The 16,922-nt window shown below is 37.6% G+C and carries 12 protein-coding genes and 1 tRNA gene; 1 reads left to right on the top strand and 12 read right to left on the bottom strand.

Annotated elements, in window-relative coordinates; all coding sequences use genetic code 11:
• Positions 1–36 precede the first annotated feature (36 nt).
• The 12 genes from R2876_07245 to R2876_07190 all read right to left on the bottom strand — a co-directional run bounded on the left by R2876_07245 (position 37) and on the right by R2876_07190 (position 15,172).
• A complete protein-coding gene (locus tag R2876_07245; GenBank protein MEZ4358394.1) occupies positions 37–1,947 on the bottom strand; it encodes a hypothetical protein in 1,911 nt (636 codons plus the stop codon).
• Between the two features lie 80 nt (positions 1,948–2,027).
• Positions 2,028–2,171, bottom strand: a complete 144-nt coding sequence (locus tag R2876_07240) for a hypothetical protein (protein ID MEZ4358393.1) — start codon at positions 2,169–2,171, stop codon at positions 2,028–2,030.
• A gap of 80 nt (positions 2,172–2,251) precedes the next feature.
• Entirely contained in the window at positions 2,252–3,388 is a 1,137-nt protein-coding gene (locus tag R2876_07235; protein MEZ4358392.1) for a glycerate kinase, read from the bottom strand.
• Between the two features lie 83 nt (positions 3,389–3,471).
• Positions 3,472–5,280, bottom strand: a complete 1,809-nt coding sequence (locus tag R2876_07230; GenBank protein ID MEZ4358391.1) for a peptidoglycan-binding protein — start codon at positions 5,278–5,280, stop codon at positions 3,472–3,474.
• Positions 5,281–5,566: 286 nt separating this feature from the next.
• Positions 5,567–5,902, bottom strand: coding sequence for a DUF1622 domain-containing protein (locus R2876_07225; protein MEZ4358390.1), 336 nt, complete (start codon positions 5,900–5,902; stop codon positions 5,567–5,569).
• A 235-nt stretch (positions 5,903–6,137) separates the two neighbouring features.
• Positions 6,138–6,665 carry an FmdE family protein gene (locus R2876_07220; protein ID MEZ4358389.1) on the bottom strand — a complete coding sequence of 176 codons (528 nt, stop codon included), beginning with the start codon at positions 6,663–6,665 and terminating at the stop codon, positions 6,138–6,140.
• Positions 6,666–6,873: 208 nt separating this feature from the next.
• Positions 6,874–7,116: a hypothetical protein gene (locus R2876_07215; protein ID MEZ4358388.1), complete on the bottom strand. Its 243-nt coding sequence runs from the start codon at positions 7,114–7,116 to the stop codon at positions 6,874–6,876.
• 173 nt (positions 7,117–7,289) lie between these two features.
• Positions 7,290–7,365 (bottom strand) — tRNA-Thr (locus R2876_07210).
• Positions 7,366–7,457: 92 nt separating this feature from the next.
• Positions 7,458–11,186 carry a phosphoribosylformylglycinamidine synthase gene (locus R2876_07205; protein MEZ4358387.1) on the bottom strand — a complete coding sequence of 1,243 codons (3,729 nt, stop codon included), beginning with the start codon at positions 11,184–11,186 and terminating at the stop codon, positions 7,458–7,460.
• A 42-nt stretch (positions 11,187–11,228) separates the two neighbouring features.
• Positions 11,229–12,173, bottom strand: a complete 945-nt coding sequence (locus tag R2876_07200; GenBank protein ID MEZ4358386.1) for an AEC family transporter — start codon at positions 12,171–12,173, stop codon at positions 11,229–11,231.
• Between the two features lie 12 nt (positions 12,174–12,185).
• Positions 12,186–13,502, bottom strand: a complete 1,317-nt coding sequence (locus R2876_07195) for an aspartate kinase (GenBank protein MEZ4358385.1) — start codon at positions 13,500–13,502, stop codon at positions 12,186–12,188.
• 29 nt (positions 13,503–13,531) lie between these two features.
• Positions 13,532–15,172, bottom strand: coding sequence for a DUF1015 domain-containing protein (locus tag R2876_07190; protein ID MEZ4358384.1), 1,641 nt, complete (start codon positions 15,170–15,172; stop codon positions 13,532–13,534).
• A gap of 269 nt (positions 15,173–15,441) precedes the next feature.
• Between R2876_07190 and pepV the strand changes: the two genes are divergently transcribed.
• Entirely contained in the window at positions 15,442–16,815 is a 1,374-nt protein-coding gene (pepV, locus tag R2876_07185) for a dipeptidase PepV (GenBank protein MEZ4358383.1), read from the top strand.
• Positions 16,816–16,922 lie beyond the last annotated feature (107 nt).

The raw sequence follows: 16,922 nt of genomic DNA, 5'->3' as shown, positions 1-16,922 counted from the left end.
AAAAGCCTGTAACAAACCGTTACAGGCTTTTTTTCATTAATCGCATGGCACTAATTGTATTGAATCACCGGATCCCTCTATGCGGTATAAAGTTTCAGGTGTTATATTTGAATTTTTAAACAGAGATCCAAATTGCTCTTTAAAAAGAGGATTTTCGTCTGAAATATATACATAGTCAAATCCATCGTTTACCAAAGTACTTTTCCATTCCAAAACTATTGTATCTATTTCCTTATCAGAGGCTTCGTCTAATGTGATATTTGTTTCATCATAGAAATTTTTTATATTTGCAGACGTACCTATTAAATCGTAATATATTCTATGATGAAGCCCCGCACTTACAACCTCATCTCCACTTATAAGAATGTATACATTTGCAGGCCCGCCAGTATCGTCGTACCCGTCATCTTCAACGGCAGACAGTATATCATTTGCATAATATTGTGCTTTACTGTACCACCCTCCGTCAAACTTTGCCCAGTTTGATATTAAAAAGGCTGAATATGCTATTAAAATAAGAGTTGATGCAGTCATAACAAAAACTTTTACCGGAGTCTTCAATTTAGGTAGGGTATTATGTTCTTTAAATAATGTGCCAGATGAAAACCGATAGCTTATAAAACGTAAAAACAAATATAATGCATCCCCCAGCAATATAGTACTCATATATCTATGAAAACTCGGTATATATCCATAAAAAGCAGAATCAACTAAAATATAGTACCCGATTATAAATAAAATATTTGTTATGATTAAAATTGCAGATGTAATTATTAATGTTTTTCTTTCTTCTTTTTTTGCTTTGAAAATCATGAATGTATCTAATAATGCCATTATAAAACCTAGTGCTATAAACGATAATGATACCGTTCCAAAATAAAGGTTTAAAGAAGTCATAGGCTCTATAATAAGCTGTTTTATAATTTTTATTAAAGACGATAACCGCATGCTTTCCAATGAATACGAAATATGGTTTGTTATTCCATTTTGTGCCATTAAAAGTTTCCAAACCAACACTGCTGCTAAAGGCAGTAAAGAAACAAACCCTAACTTCCACTTTATAAGTTTTAATTTACCTTTGCGCAAAATATAATTTACAATAGCTGTAGTTAAAGACATAAGCGCAAAAATAGTTCCCGAATCCTTTAATACCACAAGCATAAATAAACTCATAGCAAAAGAATATGTATCAAATTTTGTCTTAAAGCAAGAGGTTAAAGCTAAATAAAAACTATAGCCAAAAAACAGGCCTAAAGTTGCATCTATAAATAAACTATTGTAATAGTATTCAAAGTCTATACCAAAACTGTAAAACAACCTTGGGAAAAAAATTATAATTGCTGCCATAGGTATTATGAACCAGGCATTTTTCCATTTCATATTCTTTATCGCAGGAAGAAATAAAGATACGCCTAAAATTGCATAGCCATAAAAAATATGCCAATCTGTAAAGGTCTTAGTAAAACTAGTTAAATAATAGATAAACAGCGGCATTCCTGGCGGATAAGACTGCATGATATTAAACAAAATTGCTTTATCACCTATTTGAAGTGTATTTGTATAATGCAATATCTTAGGATAAGCACCCCATAGCCTTAACTCATCCCAAAGCCCTACGAGTTTACCTCTTGAAATAAATATGAAAATGATGCATAAAATACAAAAAATCAATACACCTGGCGTTATGACAGTCTTTATACTTACTTTCAGCAAATCTTTTTTAATGATTAATTTTATGATATAAAATACGATTAAAAATAGCCAGACACCTAATATAAGGTACCAGCCAACTTTAAGAATGTTTAAACAATAGAAAAAATATAAAATAAATACAGCTGATAAAAAAGCTGTTGGAATAACTTCTTCTCCGCGTCTCTTCAAAAGAACGGCAACTATAATGCTGCCTGAAAAAATAATAAACATTGAAATTACGAGAGTTATTGTCATAATGTCCTCTTTTGTAAGATGTTTTTGTTATACCTAATTATACCAACAATTATTAATTTGTCTATCGGAATTAATGAAGTTTATTTTTCGTTATAATCAACCCATTCTTTTGCTTCTTTAATGTTGATTTCCTTCATCTTATTAGACATTTCCTGATTGACTACATTTGTTAACGGAAGAGTTGTAAAAACCGGCATTTTTTTCGTCTTGCTTTGCTTTGTCAATTTATTCCCTCCTTTTATACTTATAAGTTTAGTATCCCTTATAAAAAAGGCTTTATTCAAACTTAATTAAAAGAAAGGTTTTAATTTATATATTTACCTATATGATTTAACATTTTAAGCATTGCCGCATAAAGGTCTTTTTTCGCGTTTGCTTTTATTTCATCAAACGGCCTTAAATCCTTATTTATAGCAAATACGGCAGAAATCCCGTGTGCTTTTGCCTTTTTTTCTTCTTCATCCATATATCCTACTACAGCGATAACGGGAACTGAGTATTTCTTTGCCCTCTCAGCAATACCAACAACAGCCTTGCCGTCAAAACTCTGGGAGTTAAGCGTACCTTCTCCCGTTATTACCACATCTGTATCCATTAAGAGAGAATCAAAATCAACGGTATTAAGTATCGTATCTATACCCTTTTTTATTTTGGCATCTAAGAAAGCTATCATACCGCCTCCCATACCGCCTGCGGCACCTGCACACGGCATATTTGATATATCTATATCAAGCTCCCGGTTTATTACTTTAGCCGCAGACCTTAGCTGCATATCCAAAAACTTAACCATTTCTTCATCTGCACCTTTTTGCGGGGCAAATACATATGCCGCTCCGTTCTTGCCGTAAAGGGGATTGGTTATGTCACATATAGCCGTTACTTTAATACCTTTTAACTTCTCTTTTAAGCCTGATATATCAATTCTAACTATTTTAGAGAGATTCTTTCCAACTGGAATAAAATTTTCTCCATCTTCTCTTATAAATTTAACGCCCAGCGCCGCGGCCATACCCGCCCCTAAATCATTAGTCGCACTACCGCCAAGACCTACTATTATATTTTTTGCACCATTTTCAATGCTTTTTAATATAAGCTGCCCTACGCCGTAAGTCGTCGCTTCACTTACCCTTTTATCTTCTCCTACAAGTGGCAGCCCTGCGCATGCGGCCATCTCAATTACAGCAGTCCTGCCATCTGGTAGCATACCGTAAAAGCTTTCCATATCATTCATATACGGACCTTTTACTGTTGTAAATATCTTTTTCCCGCCAAGCGCTTCTATTAAACAATCTACAGTGCCTTCTCCTCCGTCTGATATAGGTACCTTTTGAATTTTGGAATCAGGATAGCTTTTCTTTATAGCTTTCTCCATAATGCGGCATACTTCAATAGAATTCATAGTGCCTTTAAATGAATCGGGCGCCAGTAAAAACTTTTTCATATTAAACCCCTCTTTATATATAAAACTATAACACGGCCAAAAAAAAGAGGCAATGAATTGCCTCTTAAAAAATATCTTTTATCTTACAGTACACGGTACGCACAAATGAAATGCGTTTTCCAATATGTCTGCCCAAGGGATGAGATTACCACCTTGCCTTTGCTAGACGATGCATTAATCATCTTCCCTCCGCCGATTGCCAGGCCAACGTGGCCGTTAAAGACTATTATGTCTCCAGCTTTTATACTGCTAAAGCTAGTAATCTTAGGATACTTTGATACGCTTCTCCATCCATAAGAAGTTAAATATCCTTGTCTTAATCCTATTTGATTTAAGCACCAGTATACATATCCGGAGCAGTCAAATGTACTTGGTCCCTTTGCACCCCAAACATATCTGCAATTAAGTTTGGACTTTGCGATGCTTATTAACTGATTTACCTTAGATGTATCAGCAGATGCGGCTGAAGACGAACTTCCTGAAGAAGCCTTCTTGGCTGAACCAGAGAACAGCGCTGTCATAGTTTTTGCGCCAACTTTTCCGTCTGCACTAAGTGAATTTCTCTTCTGGAATGCTTTAACTGCACTCTCGGTTATAGACCCATAATATCCAGTTACGTTTTTGCTGCTCAAATAACTTAAGCTGTTTAATTTCTTTTGTACTTTAGTAACTGTATCTCCTCTGTCTCCCAGTTTAAGTACGTTTGCTTCTGCGTTATCAGACATAAGTAATTCTTTAGTTGTAGGCCCTATATATCCATCGGCAATCAACCCGTTATCAGACTGGAAGTTTTTAACCGCCTCAACTGTATCTTCACCAAACTTACCATCTGGCGTTGTCGTTAAATACCCTAAAGTTTTAAGCCTCTGCTGGTATGTTTTTACTAATTCGCTCTCTTCCCCATATGAAATAGAATATGCTTTAGCGTTTTCCGAATAAAGCGCTTCTCTTGTCTGCTCTCCTATTTTTCCATCTGCAGATAGCCCGTTTTTCTCCTGGAAATTCTTTACGGCCGTCTCAGTTTCCGTTCCAAAGTTCCCATTTACAGTATCCATATATCCAAGTTCTCTTAGCCTGCTCTGTAATTCTGAAACGTCTGTTCCCTGATCACCAATAGATACTGTATAGGGTTTTGCATTCCCCGAAAGAAGTATTTCCCAAGTCTTTTCACCGGCACAACCATCCATAGTAAGGTCGTGTTCACGCTGAAACAGTATAACTGACTGTTTGGTGACGGGACCATAGTATTCTGTCGGTTCATCAGGTTCCATATATCCAAGTTCCATCAGTTTTTCCTGTAACTCAGCAACATATGGAGATGTTATACCTGGTTTTATATCTTCTCTGTCTATTTCTACAGCAGTGCTTATAACAGAAAGCGTATCTACCCCGTAAAACATATCATTTAAAGTTATCTCGTTACTGGCTGTATCTTGGGTATCATCGGTACTACTGGTTGCAGCCTGATCCTCACCATTTTTATTCCCGAATGCGTATACCATAACTATCGGTGTAACGATAATCAGAACTGCTACACCAATGCTTATTAACCCTCGCTTGCTTCTTATCCATGAATTAAAGTTATATTTAAATTTTTTTGATCTGAGTAAAGACTGTTCGCTTCCTTCTTCTTGAACACTTCTACCCTTGAGTTTGAGTTTTATAGCCAGTAATTTTATAATGTTTTTTATTTTCGCCGCAAATAAACTAAAGGCATTCTTTGTTTTTGATATTGTAGTTTTTAAGATAAAGTTGGTTTTTTTAGTTACCCTTCTTTTACTTTTAATATTAGCTTTATTTTGCCGCTTAAGTTCCCTTTGCTTAAGCCGTCTAGCTATATTTTTTAAAATATTCTTATATTTTAGCTTTATCTTTTTCATATACCTATTCATAGATGAGTATTCCTTTCAGGCCCCTATCTTATTATTTGATAAATGTTACAATTTTATTTATATATGTTACAATTTTATTACTTAGATTATATAACATTAATTTTAATTTGTATACACAAAAAACATATCTTCCCAACAAGAAGTATTGATATATACTTAAATTTGGCTGTATCACTTGATTTTCAGGATTTGTAAAAATTTTATTAACGCAACTATTTTGTCTTTATAAACTAAAAGGCATTGCCGAAACAATGTCCTTTCAAATTTAGATTAATTATTTTAGCTATTAAATCTCGCTTTCTTTTGAAACGCAATTTGCTTCTTCCTTTGTAATTTCCCAATGGATCAAAAATGTAAGCGCGGCTCTTAAAACGATTATTCCTGCTGCTATTAATAAATCATCCCAGTTACGCAAAACCACGGTCCTTAAAATTTCGCTTCCAAGTTTAAACTCAAGCGCCATCGCCATTCCTTTGGCCAGGCCAAGGCGTGTGCCTGGTTTACGCCTGAAAAGGTTTATCAAGGCTACGATGCCGGATTTTATCAAAACACCCACGCCGATATATTCAAACAACAATATCGCATAATCTACGATTACATACAAAATAGCATTTAAATCCACATTGACCTCCAAAATTATAGGAAATATCTACAAAAATATTTTATACGATTTTTAGGGCTTTTTCAATAATATTGTTTGATCTTGAAAATATCTTTTGATTATACGATAAAAGTGGAGAAATTTCTCCACTTTTATCAACATGAAACAACCATATAATAAGGTTTTAAGAATAATGAGTAGCCACACTTTATTAAACTTTAAAGGGTTTCCCCTTAATTATCGTAATTAAATAGCCTTATTTCCATCCTCTTGAATATTCTTCAAAACAATCAAGGCAAACTATCTTGCCGTTTTGTATCCTCGCCTTATGCTCTGGCATACTTTCTCCGCAGTTATAACAAATTACATTATTAAATAGACGGGCTTTTTTCGGCGGATCAAACTTTGTCTCGGTAAAATCAAAAACTTGGTTGACAGGTGCGTTTAAAATAAATTCCTGGCGCTGCTTTCTGTCCATTCCGCTTGTGTTTGGTTTTAAGACAACCCTTATGCTGTTCCCGTTTGTGCGGTCAAAAAAGCTGAAAGCCATTTTCCCTGTGTCATGGTAAATAAGGTTGCCTTTTCCCATAGTGCATCCTGTGATGACCTGTACCGCATCTACACCGCAAGCATCGTTTTCCGTAACACACACTACCTCTTCATCCGGTGCAAATTTTACTCCTATCTTTTCCATCGCTGCCTCGCATGCCCGCACGCCTATTGCCAGGCCAGGGCACTCATGGCCATGAAACTTAACCGACCTTTCCCACAGTTCTTTGTCCATTTAATAGTTCTTCCTCCTTGAAAAGCAAATAAAAAACCATGAAAATTTGCCGTTTCATACGACATACCTTCATGGTTAGTCTTTTAAAATATGTAATTGTTGTTTTTGTACTTATCGTTTGATTTTAATCTTTTGCTTACCTTCATGGTTAACTGTTTACTTCAAAAGGATACCATAAATATAATTTTAAGTCAATCTGTTTAAATACCTACTGTGCTAAAAATTTAAATGCTTCGTAAACGAGAAAAGCCGGCCATACAATAGCTTTAAGGATACCTAAAACGCCTATCCAAAAAGTAGTTGCTGTTGAAATGTAATATATAACTGCACCTATAAAGCCTATCCCGTATATAGCACCACCTGAATGGTTATCTATATTTTTTATAACACACTTGTTCGGTTTCTCTTCACATTCGGTTTTTTCTTCTTTAAGATCAGATTTTTCTTCCATAGATACACTACCCCCTAAAATTAGATTTTCGTTATAAATTTGATTTCATCATATGTTATATAAAACAAATTGTCAATATTTTGCTTTGGTCTAAATATATGTGAATTCTATCTAAATAATATTCAAAAGTAAAATAAAAAATCCCTTGCCGTTTATGGTAAGGGATTTTTCGCTGGAGCTGATGCCGGGACTCGAACCCGGGACCTCTTCCTTACCAAGGAAGTGCTCTACCTCCTGAGCTACATCAGCGCTTGCCTTTTGAATTATAACGTAATTAATACGTATTTGCAATAAATTTTTAAAGTTAAATTACGGGCGGCTTAAAGCCGCCCGTAAAATTTTTATTTAAAATATTTAACCCCGGATTCAAAAATCTTTTGATTTTGATTCCCAAAGATATTTTTATAAGTATTTTCAGTGCTTCTCTCGCTGTGCGCCATCTTCCCTAAAATCCTGCCGTCTGGGCTTGTTATTCCTTCTATTGCATAAAAAGACCCGTTTGGATTATAGGGAGACTCCATAGTTGGGTTCCCGTTAAGGTCTACATACTGTGTGGCAACCTGGCCGTTTTTTATCAATTTAGCTATCTCTTTTTCTGTAGCCACGAACCTTCCTTCGCCGTGGGATACCGCCACACTATGTATTTCTCCTATTTGGGCATTTAAAAGCCAGGGAGACTTAACTGAAACGACTTTTGTATTGATTATAGAAGAAACGTGCCTGCCTATCGTATTATATGTTAAAGTCGGGCTGTCTTCCCGCATATTAACTATCTTGCCGTAAGGAACAAGGCCTAACTTGATAAGCGCCTGGAAGCCATTGCATATCCCAAGCATAAGCCCGTCTCTAACTTCCATAAGGTCGTTTATCGCATCGGATATACTGGGATTTCTAAAGACAGCAGTAATAAACTTGCCTGAGCCGTCCGGCTCATCACCGCCGGAGAACCCTCCTGGTATCATCACTATCTGTGACTTGCTTATTTCATCCTTTAGTTTAATAATGCTCTCTTCGATATCCTGCGGAGTCAAATTCTTTATTACCAGCACATGTGCGTCTGCTCCGACGCGCTTAAATGCTGCTGCAGTGTCGTACTCGCAGTTGGTGCCCGGAAATACCGGGATTATAACCCTGGGGCGGGCAAAAGCAGCCTGCCTTGTTGTCTTACTCCTCTTTTTATAAAGCGGTATCTTGATATTTTTTTCTTCTTTAAAAGCTGCTTTATGCGGGAAAATAGGATCTAACTTTGTTGAAAATGCAATGTAAGCTTCATTTAAATCAGCTTTCTCGTTTATCGCAGATAAGGTGAACTCTTTAACCGTATTCCCTATCTTTTCAAACTCGGGCAGTTCCTCATCTGATTCTATGATTATATCCCCATAGCTCTTGCTTAAAAGCTTCTCTTTTGCAATACCATTATCTATTGAAACGCCAATTTTATTACCAAACGCCATCTTAGATACGGCGGCCAATATCCCGCCTCTTTCAACAGCATACGCAGATAGGATTTTTTTATCTTTTATATACTCACTTAATATCGCATATTTTTTTCTTACATCTTCAAATTCAGGAAGGCCGAATCCGTCCCTTTCAATGCTTAGAAGGTAAATATTGCTGCCTGGCTTTTTAAACTCATTTGATATGATAGTGTCTGCATCTTGTGCACAGACTGAAAAAGATACCAATGTAGAAGGAACATGCATATTAATAAAACTGCCGGACATAGAATCTTTCCCGCCTATAGCCGCCACCTTTAGCCCCTTTTGTGCCGTATATGCACCTAAAAGCGCTGTTAGGGGCTTGCCCCAATGTTTCGGGTCTGTTCCCATCGTCTGGAAATACTCCTGAAGTGTAAGCCACATCTTGTCTATATTGCCGCCCGAAGCGACAGATTTAGCAACAGAAAGCACAATAGAGTATACTGCACCTAAAAATTCATTTGCCTCGCAAAGATACGGGTCAAACCCATAGGCCATTATGGTCGCTGTCTTGCTGTCTCCCTCTTCAACCGGAACTTTAGCTGCCATACTTTGGGTAGGCGTGGCCTGGTGCTTTCCGCCAAACGGCATTAAAACTGAAGACGCCCCTATTGTCGAGTCAAACCTTTCTGAAAGGCCTTTTTTAGAACATATGTTTAGGTCGTTTAAAAGGCTTTTTAATATACTCCCTAAATTACCGGTTTCTTTTTCGGCAAATACATCTTCTTTTAAATTGCCTACGTAAGCCTCAGATACCTGTGTCGCTCCGTTTGAATCTAAAAATTCCCTTGATATATCAACTATTGCCTTTCCGTTAAAGAAAAGCTTCATTCTCTTATCATCTGTAACTTCAGCAACGACTGTTGCCTCTAAATTTTCTTCTTTTGCCTTGTCTAATGCCTTATCTACATTTTCGGGGCTTATAACAACTGCCATTCTCTCCTGTGATTCGGATATCGCAAGCTCTGTCCCCGAAAGCCCTTCATATTTTTTAGGCACGGCATTTAAATTAACTTCCAGCCCCGGTGCCAGTTCACCGATAGCTACACATACTCCGCCTGCGCCAAAGTCGTTACAGCGAAGCACCAGGCGGGAAAACTCCTCGTCCCTGAATAACCGCTGCAGCTTTCTTTCTATAAGCGGATTGCCCTTTTGAACTTCGGCACCGCATGTCACTATGGATTTTTTGTTGTGCGCCTTACTGGACCCAGTTGCGCCTCCGCAGCCGTCTCTACCTGTCCTTCCGCCTAAAAGCAATATTATGTCCCCGGGTCTTGGCTGCTTCCTTATTACGTTTTTAGCAGGGGCGGCAGCAATTACCGCACCTATTTCCATCCTTTTGGCTATATAGCCTGGGTGGTATATCTCATCTACCAAGCCGGTAGCCAGGCCTATCTGGTTTCCATAAGAAGAATACCCGAGGGCCGCACCCTGCGTTATCTTCTTCTGGGGTAGCTTTGCCTCAAGCGTATCTGCTACACTTTGAAGCGGGTCTCCTGCGCCGGTGACACGCATAGCCTGGTAGACATATGCACGGCCGGAAAGAGGGTCCCTTATCGCTCCGCCAAGGCAGGTCGCTGCTCCGCCGAACGGCTCTATTTCCGTTGGATGGTTGTGTGTCTCGTTTTTAAACAGTATCAGATAATCTTCTTGCCTATTATCAACTGATACTTTTTCCTTTATCGTGCAGGCGTTTATCTCATCGGATTCATCTAATCCGGATAAAAGCCCTTTCTTTTTTGCCTCTTTAGTATATATTGTAGCTAAGTCCATCAAATTTATATCTTTTTTTCTGTCTCCGTAAACAAATTTACGGGACTCAAGATACTCTTCATATGCCTTTTTAACCCTGGCTGCCATTTTGCTGTCTTCAAACTCAACATCTTTAATACGCGTTAAAAATGTAGTGTGGCGGCAGTGGTCGGACCAATAGGTATCTATTACCCTTAATTCTGTAATAGTAGGCGCTCTTTTTTCGCTTTTAAAATAATCCTGAACAAACAATATATCCGCATGGCTCATTGCAAAGCCCATATCAAGCCTGAATTTTTCAAGCTCGTCTTCGCTAAAGCTTATAAATTCGTCTATAGTTTCAACGCCCGTCGGCACCTCAAGTTCCATACTTAAAGTATTTGGCTTTTCAAATGAGGACAGCATAGAATCGACGGGGTTAATCGCATACTTCTTTATTTTTTCAAGTTCTTCGTCGCGTACTTTTCCGGATAAAACGAATATTTTAGCAGTCTTGACTATCGGGCGCTCCTTTAGCGTCAACAGCTGTACGCACTGTGCAGCGCTGTCCGCACGCTGGTCGTACTGCCCCGGCAGATACTCGACACCGAAATATATATCCCCTATCTTTGTCTCAAAAGTCTCTTTGTAAACGGCATCTACCGCTGGTTCTGAAAATACTGTATTAAGGGTGCGCTCAAAATCTTCCTCTTCAAGGCCTTCAATGTCATACCGGTTTAAAATGCGGACTTTTTTAAGCCCTGAAATACCTAAGTTCTCCTTTAAGTCGGCAAAAAACGCATCCGCCTCAATGTCAAATCCTTCTCTTTTTTCAACGTATATTCTCTTTACCCCTGACATCTTACATTTCTCCTAATATATAAAAATTTTTTTATACTTTTTTCAAGAACCTAAAAAGCTAAACAGCGGTATCGTAAAAAGCGAAAGCAACGTGGTTATTGCAAGGCCTCGTGCCGCATAATCGCTGTCCGCGCCTACATATTCGCTGGTAACTACGGTTTGTATCATAGCAGGAAGGGACATCTGCGTCAAAAGCACATTCCTGGCAAGCCCCTCTATCCCAAATACCAAACAACTTAAATACATAAGCATAAAAGATACGGGAAACCGCCCTATAATATATGATATCATGCCTTTGTCATACTTAAACATCTTTTTGCCCATGTTATATAGGGTATATCCTAAAAACAGCGTGGACAATGGCGTTGTAAGTCCGCCTAAATATCCCGCCGTATTTGTTATCAATTCAGGTATTGAAACGTTTAACAGTATCAGTATAAAACTTGCTATTAACGTTAAAATAGGTATGGATAAAATTTTCTTGACCCTGTCTAAAGGCCTAAGGCTTTGCGTTTCCCCGTGTATTACTTCTGCGTCGTTCGTTATCATAGCATAACCGAATGTCCAAAAACACGTCGTATTCGCTATATAAAAGAAAGAGGCATACTGCATTCCCGGATTTCCAAAAATAGCAGACGCTACCGGGAACCCGATAAATACAGAATTTGAAAGCGCAAACAGTACGCAAAAGACCCCGCGCCTGCTTTTAGGTATTTTTATTAATAATGCTACTATATAAGCTATTAAGATGCCGGCTAGAGAAGCTGCAATCCCCGCTGCTACGTAAACCCATGCAGTAGATAATTGTTCCTTTGTAAATTCCGTTGAAAACGTAACTATCAACTGGCAGGGCAGAGATACGTTTATTATTATTTTCGGGATAAAATTAGCTACTTCTTTATTGACCCACTTAAGTTTTGCAGCTAGTACGCCGATACCGATCATAAAAAAGACCGATATAACAGCTGTAACCGACTTAAAAATCATGATTTTTGTTTCCTAAACGAATGCTTTGTAAATAGCGTTTACCGCCTTTGCAAAATCGTCATTCTCCACTCCGACTATAATGTTTAGCTCGCTTGAACCCTGGTCTATCATCCTTACGTTTATATTAGCATCACTAAGCGCTGCAAACAGCTTTGCCGCAATACCGACATTTCTTATCATTCCGCGGCCTACAGTAGCTATCAAAGCTAAGTTGTCAAATATCTCTATGGAATCCGGTTCGCATTCTTTAAAGATGTCATCTATTATCTTTTGTTTCTTCCCGTTTATCTTATCCGTTTCAACTACTAAAGAAAGCGTATCTATTCCCGTTGGCATATGTTCGAAGTTTATCTCGTTTTTTTCTATAACCCTTAAAATCCTTCTGCCAAATCCAAGCTCGTAATTCATTTTGTTTTTTTCTATAGCTATTACAGTAAAGTTCTTCTTTCCTGCAATACCGGTTATTATATCTGCTTCCTTACTTTTAGACATATCGGGTATTATCATTGTGCCTTCTTCTTCCGGCGCATTGGTGTTCTTTACGTTAATAGATATCCCCGCAGTAAACACAGGAAAGATACAGTCTTCGTGTATAACTGTGGCTCCCATATATGCAAGCTCGCGAAGTTCGCGGTATGTAATAGTTTTAATTATTTTAGGATCTTTAACTATACGCGGGTCTGCCATCATAAAACCAGATACGTCTGTCCAGTTCTCATAAAGCCTGGCCCTTACGGTCCTTGCAACGATAGCTCCCGTTATATCTGATCCTCCACGCGAAAAAGTCTTAATACTGCCACTTGGAGTTGAACCGTAAAATCCAGGTATAACGGCATTTTTAACATTCTTTAATTTCCCACGGAATACCGTTTTCGTCTCTTCTTCTTGAAAAACTCCGTTCTCGTCAAAAAAGATATAATCTTTAGGGTCTACAAATTCGTAGCCTAAATATTCAGCTAAGATTACCCCGCTTAAGTACTCGCCTCTGGAAGCAGCATAATCCTCCGATTCGCCATCAAGTATATCATTTTTTATCTTTTCAATATGATCCTCAATTTTAATACTTAAATCTAAATCGTCCCTAAGTTCACAAAAACGTGTAAAAATCTTTTTGTATACATCTTCGAATTCTGTTTTTCCGTCATTTCTTTTAGCGTAAAGCGAATAAAGCAAATCAGTAACTTTTGTATCGTCACTGAATCTCTTGCCCGGTGCAGACGGAACTACATATTTTCTGTCCGGATCAGACATAATTATATCTTTAACTTTTTTAAATTGTTTTGCATCTGCAAGAGACGTTCCGCCAAACTTTGCAACAACTGCTGCCATATAACAACTCCCTTTATATCACTGCCCTATTATTCGGATATAAACTCTATCTCTATATTTTTTTCTTTCTTAGGCTTTTTTGCTGCTGCCTTCTTCGTCTTTTCTTTTCTTCCCTTTAATAAAACTTCCTCGATTTCTATCTCTTCTATAATAGGTTTTACTTCGTTATCAGTTTTATTTTCCTCTGCTATTGCCTCTTCTTGTATCTCTTCTACCTTTGCCTCTTGTACTTTTGCCTTTTTCTTTTTGGCTTTTGCTTTTTCCCCTTTGGGAGCTTCGATTTCCGCAGTTTCCTCAAATGCCATAGCTTCTTTTTCTTCTAGTTTGATATTTTCTTTAATAGCTTTTTCCTCAACAGCGACTTCTTCTGTCTGCTTTTGAGTAGCTGGAACTATAAGCCTACATTCTATATAGTAACGCTTCTCATTAGGCTCTCCTAAGGAAAATGATTTTTGCGGCAGCAGGCCGTTTTTTTCAACTATGTCAAATAACTTATCCTTGTTAAGCGCAGGCATTATAAATCCAATGCAATCATATTGCCTTGACAGGCTATCAAACGCTTCTTCTCCATGGATGTAATCAAGCTTAACCTTATCATTTTTAGCCATATAATCGTCTAGTATGTCTTGCAGTGTTTCTATCTCATTTTCAAATTTCGGATTTAGTATTTCTATTCGCCCGGTAGACTCCTTCGTAACAAAATTAATTACCTGCATCTTATCTGTCGATTCGCCCTTCATCCTGGAATAGATAACTTTAGTGTTGTATCCTTTTGATTTAAGTATCTCCATTAAATCAACGATAAGCCTGGATGGTTCTACATTAAATACGACCCTGTGAATGGGCTCAAAACTAATGCCCGGGTCATATAAGTTAACTATCTCAACAAGCGCGTATCTAAGAGGATGGTCTTTTTTTTCTTCTTCGCTTAAATCTTCTTTAGCCTCGTCCCAAATAGCCTTAGCCGTTGCCAAAGAATGGTTCCCGTCGCCAACCGCAAAAAGCATTTTGTCATTTTTCTTTAAATTAAGAATAGATTCTAAAATTTCATTTATCTCTTCTTCGTTGTCTATAAACCAGCCGCTTACCTGCCCGCCTGTTTGCATCAATTCAAATTTGTACAAACTATATAAGGATTCTTTTTTGCGGTAAACCGGGCCGATTACACTGTCTTCTTCATCGTTCATCAATAAAATTATATGCGAACTTTCCAGTACCGCACTGCGCCTTAAATCCATTCTCGGCGGTATTCTTTCAATAACGGTATTTTCTGTAGCACGTATCAAACTTTTATTTTTCGGTTTAAAATCATATTCCTCCAAATCAACACAAAACATCAGCCCTTTTCTTTTGCCTACAGATGTCTGACGCTCAACTAATATTATGCCTCTTGGTAGCTGAACCAAAACTTCGTCTTCTATATACTGCTTCATAACTGTTTTGGCATGTGCGATCCTGTCATCTCTGTCACTAGCGTCCAAGTATGCTTCTGGTAAAATCATGTGTAAAACGGAAGGAGCACTTCCTACAATATGCGACACTTCTCTCCAATATTCCAAATTAGAAGTATATTGGTCGCAGGCTATTACTGCCCATTTTCTCATGTTTACCTTATTGTCTGGTAACAAGACCTCAGGTACCTTTATCCCCAGCTTTTGCTCTATGGTCATTTGTTTTTCCTCCATTGCTGAAACATTAATTTTTAATTTTCTTCATTAATAAACGGCATATGATTTAAACTTAATTTTTAATTATGCCGCAAATATACATAACAATTTATTGTATACTATACCACATTTTAATTTTGCCGTAAATAATTGCTTTTAAATATATATCCGTAAATTTTATATTGATTAAGGGCAATAACTATTTTTTTTTATCAAAATGAATATAATAGATATTGTAAGATTAAAAATAAGAAAATTTAAGGAGATTTTTGATGGATATCTCACCTTACAAATCCGACATGGTCAACAGTTTAAAAGAGCTAATTGGAATCAAAAGCGTAAAAGACATTCCTCAACCCAAAATGCCTTATGGGAAAGAAGTATTTGATGCGCTTGAATTTATGTCTAAGTTGTCAAGCCGCTTAGGGTTTGACTTTACTAATTTAGATGGGCGCATAGGTTTCATAGACTACGGTAGCGGAGATGAAACTTTGGCAGTCCTCACACATTTAGACGTAGTACCCGCCGGAGACGGCTGGACGTTTGATCCATTTGCCGGCGATATAACAGACGGCAAGATGTACGGGCGTGGCACCATAGACAATAAAGGCCCGGCTATTGCTTCCCTTTATGCGCTTAAAATGATAAAAGACCAAAAAATACCATTAAATAAAAAAGTCCGCCTGGTCTTTGGCTGCGACGAAGAATCCGGCTGGACGGATATAGACTATTTAAAATCTCATGAAAAAGATCCGGATATAGCATTTTCGCCAGATGGGGATTATCCTATAATAAACACTGAAAAGGGGCTGCTTCACGTATCTTTAACTGCAAAATGTATGTCAAACAGCGAGGATGGCATAAAAATCGTCTCCTTTGATTCAGGAAGCAGGGCAAACATAGTGCCAAACTCAGCGCAGTGCATGCTTGCCGGAGACTACGATGAAATAGCTTTAAGCGCAGATAAATTCTTTAAGCAAAATAATATAGAATATACTATTGAAAAGAATTCAAAAGGAGCCATAATAAAAGTAAAGGGCGTAGCCTCACACGGTTCCCGCCCAAAAGACGGTGTAAATGCTGCCTCTTATTTAGCTAATATGTTGCTTACTCTGCCTTTGGCATCCGGTGAGTTTAAAGATGCGCTTAAATCGTTTTACGGTAAAATAAAATTAAACCACGACGGAAGCGGAATAGAGCTAGATATAAAAGACGAACTTTCAGGTGCGCTCACTTTCAATGTCGGCAAAGTGTCGTATGATAAATATAACCTTGAGATCGTGGTCGATATACGGTACCCCGTTTCATACGATGCGGAATTTATAATGTCCAAACTAAAATACCACTTTGGCTACATATTTGAAATTGCAGTTAAACATAAGCTTGATTCACACTTCGTCGATGAAGAAAGCGACCTTGTAAAAGATTTAAAATTTGTCTATGAAGAGGTTACAGGCAAGAAGGCTTACTGTATCTCGATAGGCGGTGCCACATATGCACGTGCGTTTTCAAACGCAGTGACTTTCGGGCCTAAATTCCCCGGTGCTCCAAGCTTAGAACACGGCCCCGATGAATATATAATTTTAGAAGAACTTTACTTAAATGCAACGATGATAGCAAAAGCAATAACAAAGATCTGCGAATAATATTTGACATGTTTAAATTTTAAATATATAATTTTTTAGAAAAATATTTTAAATGCGTTTAATGCGGAAAAAGCCTTTTGTATTTTTTTAAGAGAGCGGTCGAGGGT

The sequence above is a fragment of the Eubacteriales bacterium genome (assembly GCA_041390245.1).
Classification (GTDB): Bacteria; Bacillota; Clostridia; order Christensenellales; family JAWKQI01; genus JAWKQI01.
This window is presented reverse-complemented; position numbering and strand designations above follow the sequence as displayed.

What these genes read in the sequence shown, in the direction of transcription:
- R2876_07195 (MEZ4358385.1), bottom strand. Translation starts at nt 13,502, where the DNA reads ATGGCAGCAGTTGTTGCAAAGTTTGGCGGAACGTCTCTTGCAGATGCA.
- R2876_07245 (MEZ4358394.1), bottom strand. Translation starts at nt 1,947, where the DNA reads ATGACAATAACTCTCGTAATTTCAATGTTTATTATTTTTTCAGGCAGC.
- R2876_07235 (MEZ4358392.1), bottom strand. Translation starts at nt 3,388, where the DNA reads ATGAAAAAGTTTTTACTGGCGCCCGATTCATTTAAAGGCACTATGAAT.
- R2876_07200 (MEZ4358386.1), bottom strand. Translation starts at nt 12,173, where the DNA reads ATGATTTTTAAGTCGGTTACAGCTGTTATATCGGTCTTTTTTATGATC.
- R2876_07220 (MEZ4358389.1), bottom strand. Translation starts at nt 6,665, where the DNA reads ATGGACAAAGAACTGTGGGAAAGGTCGGTTAAGTTTCATGGCCATGAG.
- pepV (MEZ4358383.1), top strand. Translation starts at nt 15,442, where the DNA reads ATGGATATCTCACCTTACAAATCCGACATGGTCAACAGTTTAAAAGAG.
- R2876_07190 (MEZ4358384.1), bottom strand. Translation starts at nt 15,172, where the DNA reads ATGACCATAGAGCAAAAGCTGGGGATAAAGGTACCTGAGGTCTTGTTA.
- R2876_07205 (MEZ4358387.1), bottom strand. Translation starts at nt 11,186, where the DNA reads ATGTCAGGGGTAAAGAGAATATACGTTGAAAAAAGAGAAGGATTTGAC.
- R2876_07230 (MEZ4358391.1), bottom strand. Translation starts at nt 5,280, where the DNA reads ATGAATAGGTATATGAAAAAGATAAAGCTAAAATATAAGAATATTTTA.
- R2876_07215 (MEZ4358388.1), bottom strand. Translation starts at nt 7,116, where the DNA reads ATGGAAGAAAAATCTGATCTTAAAGAAGAAAAAACCGAATGTGAAGAG.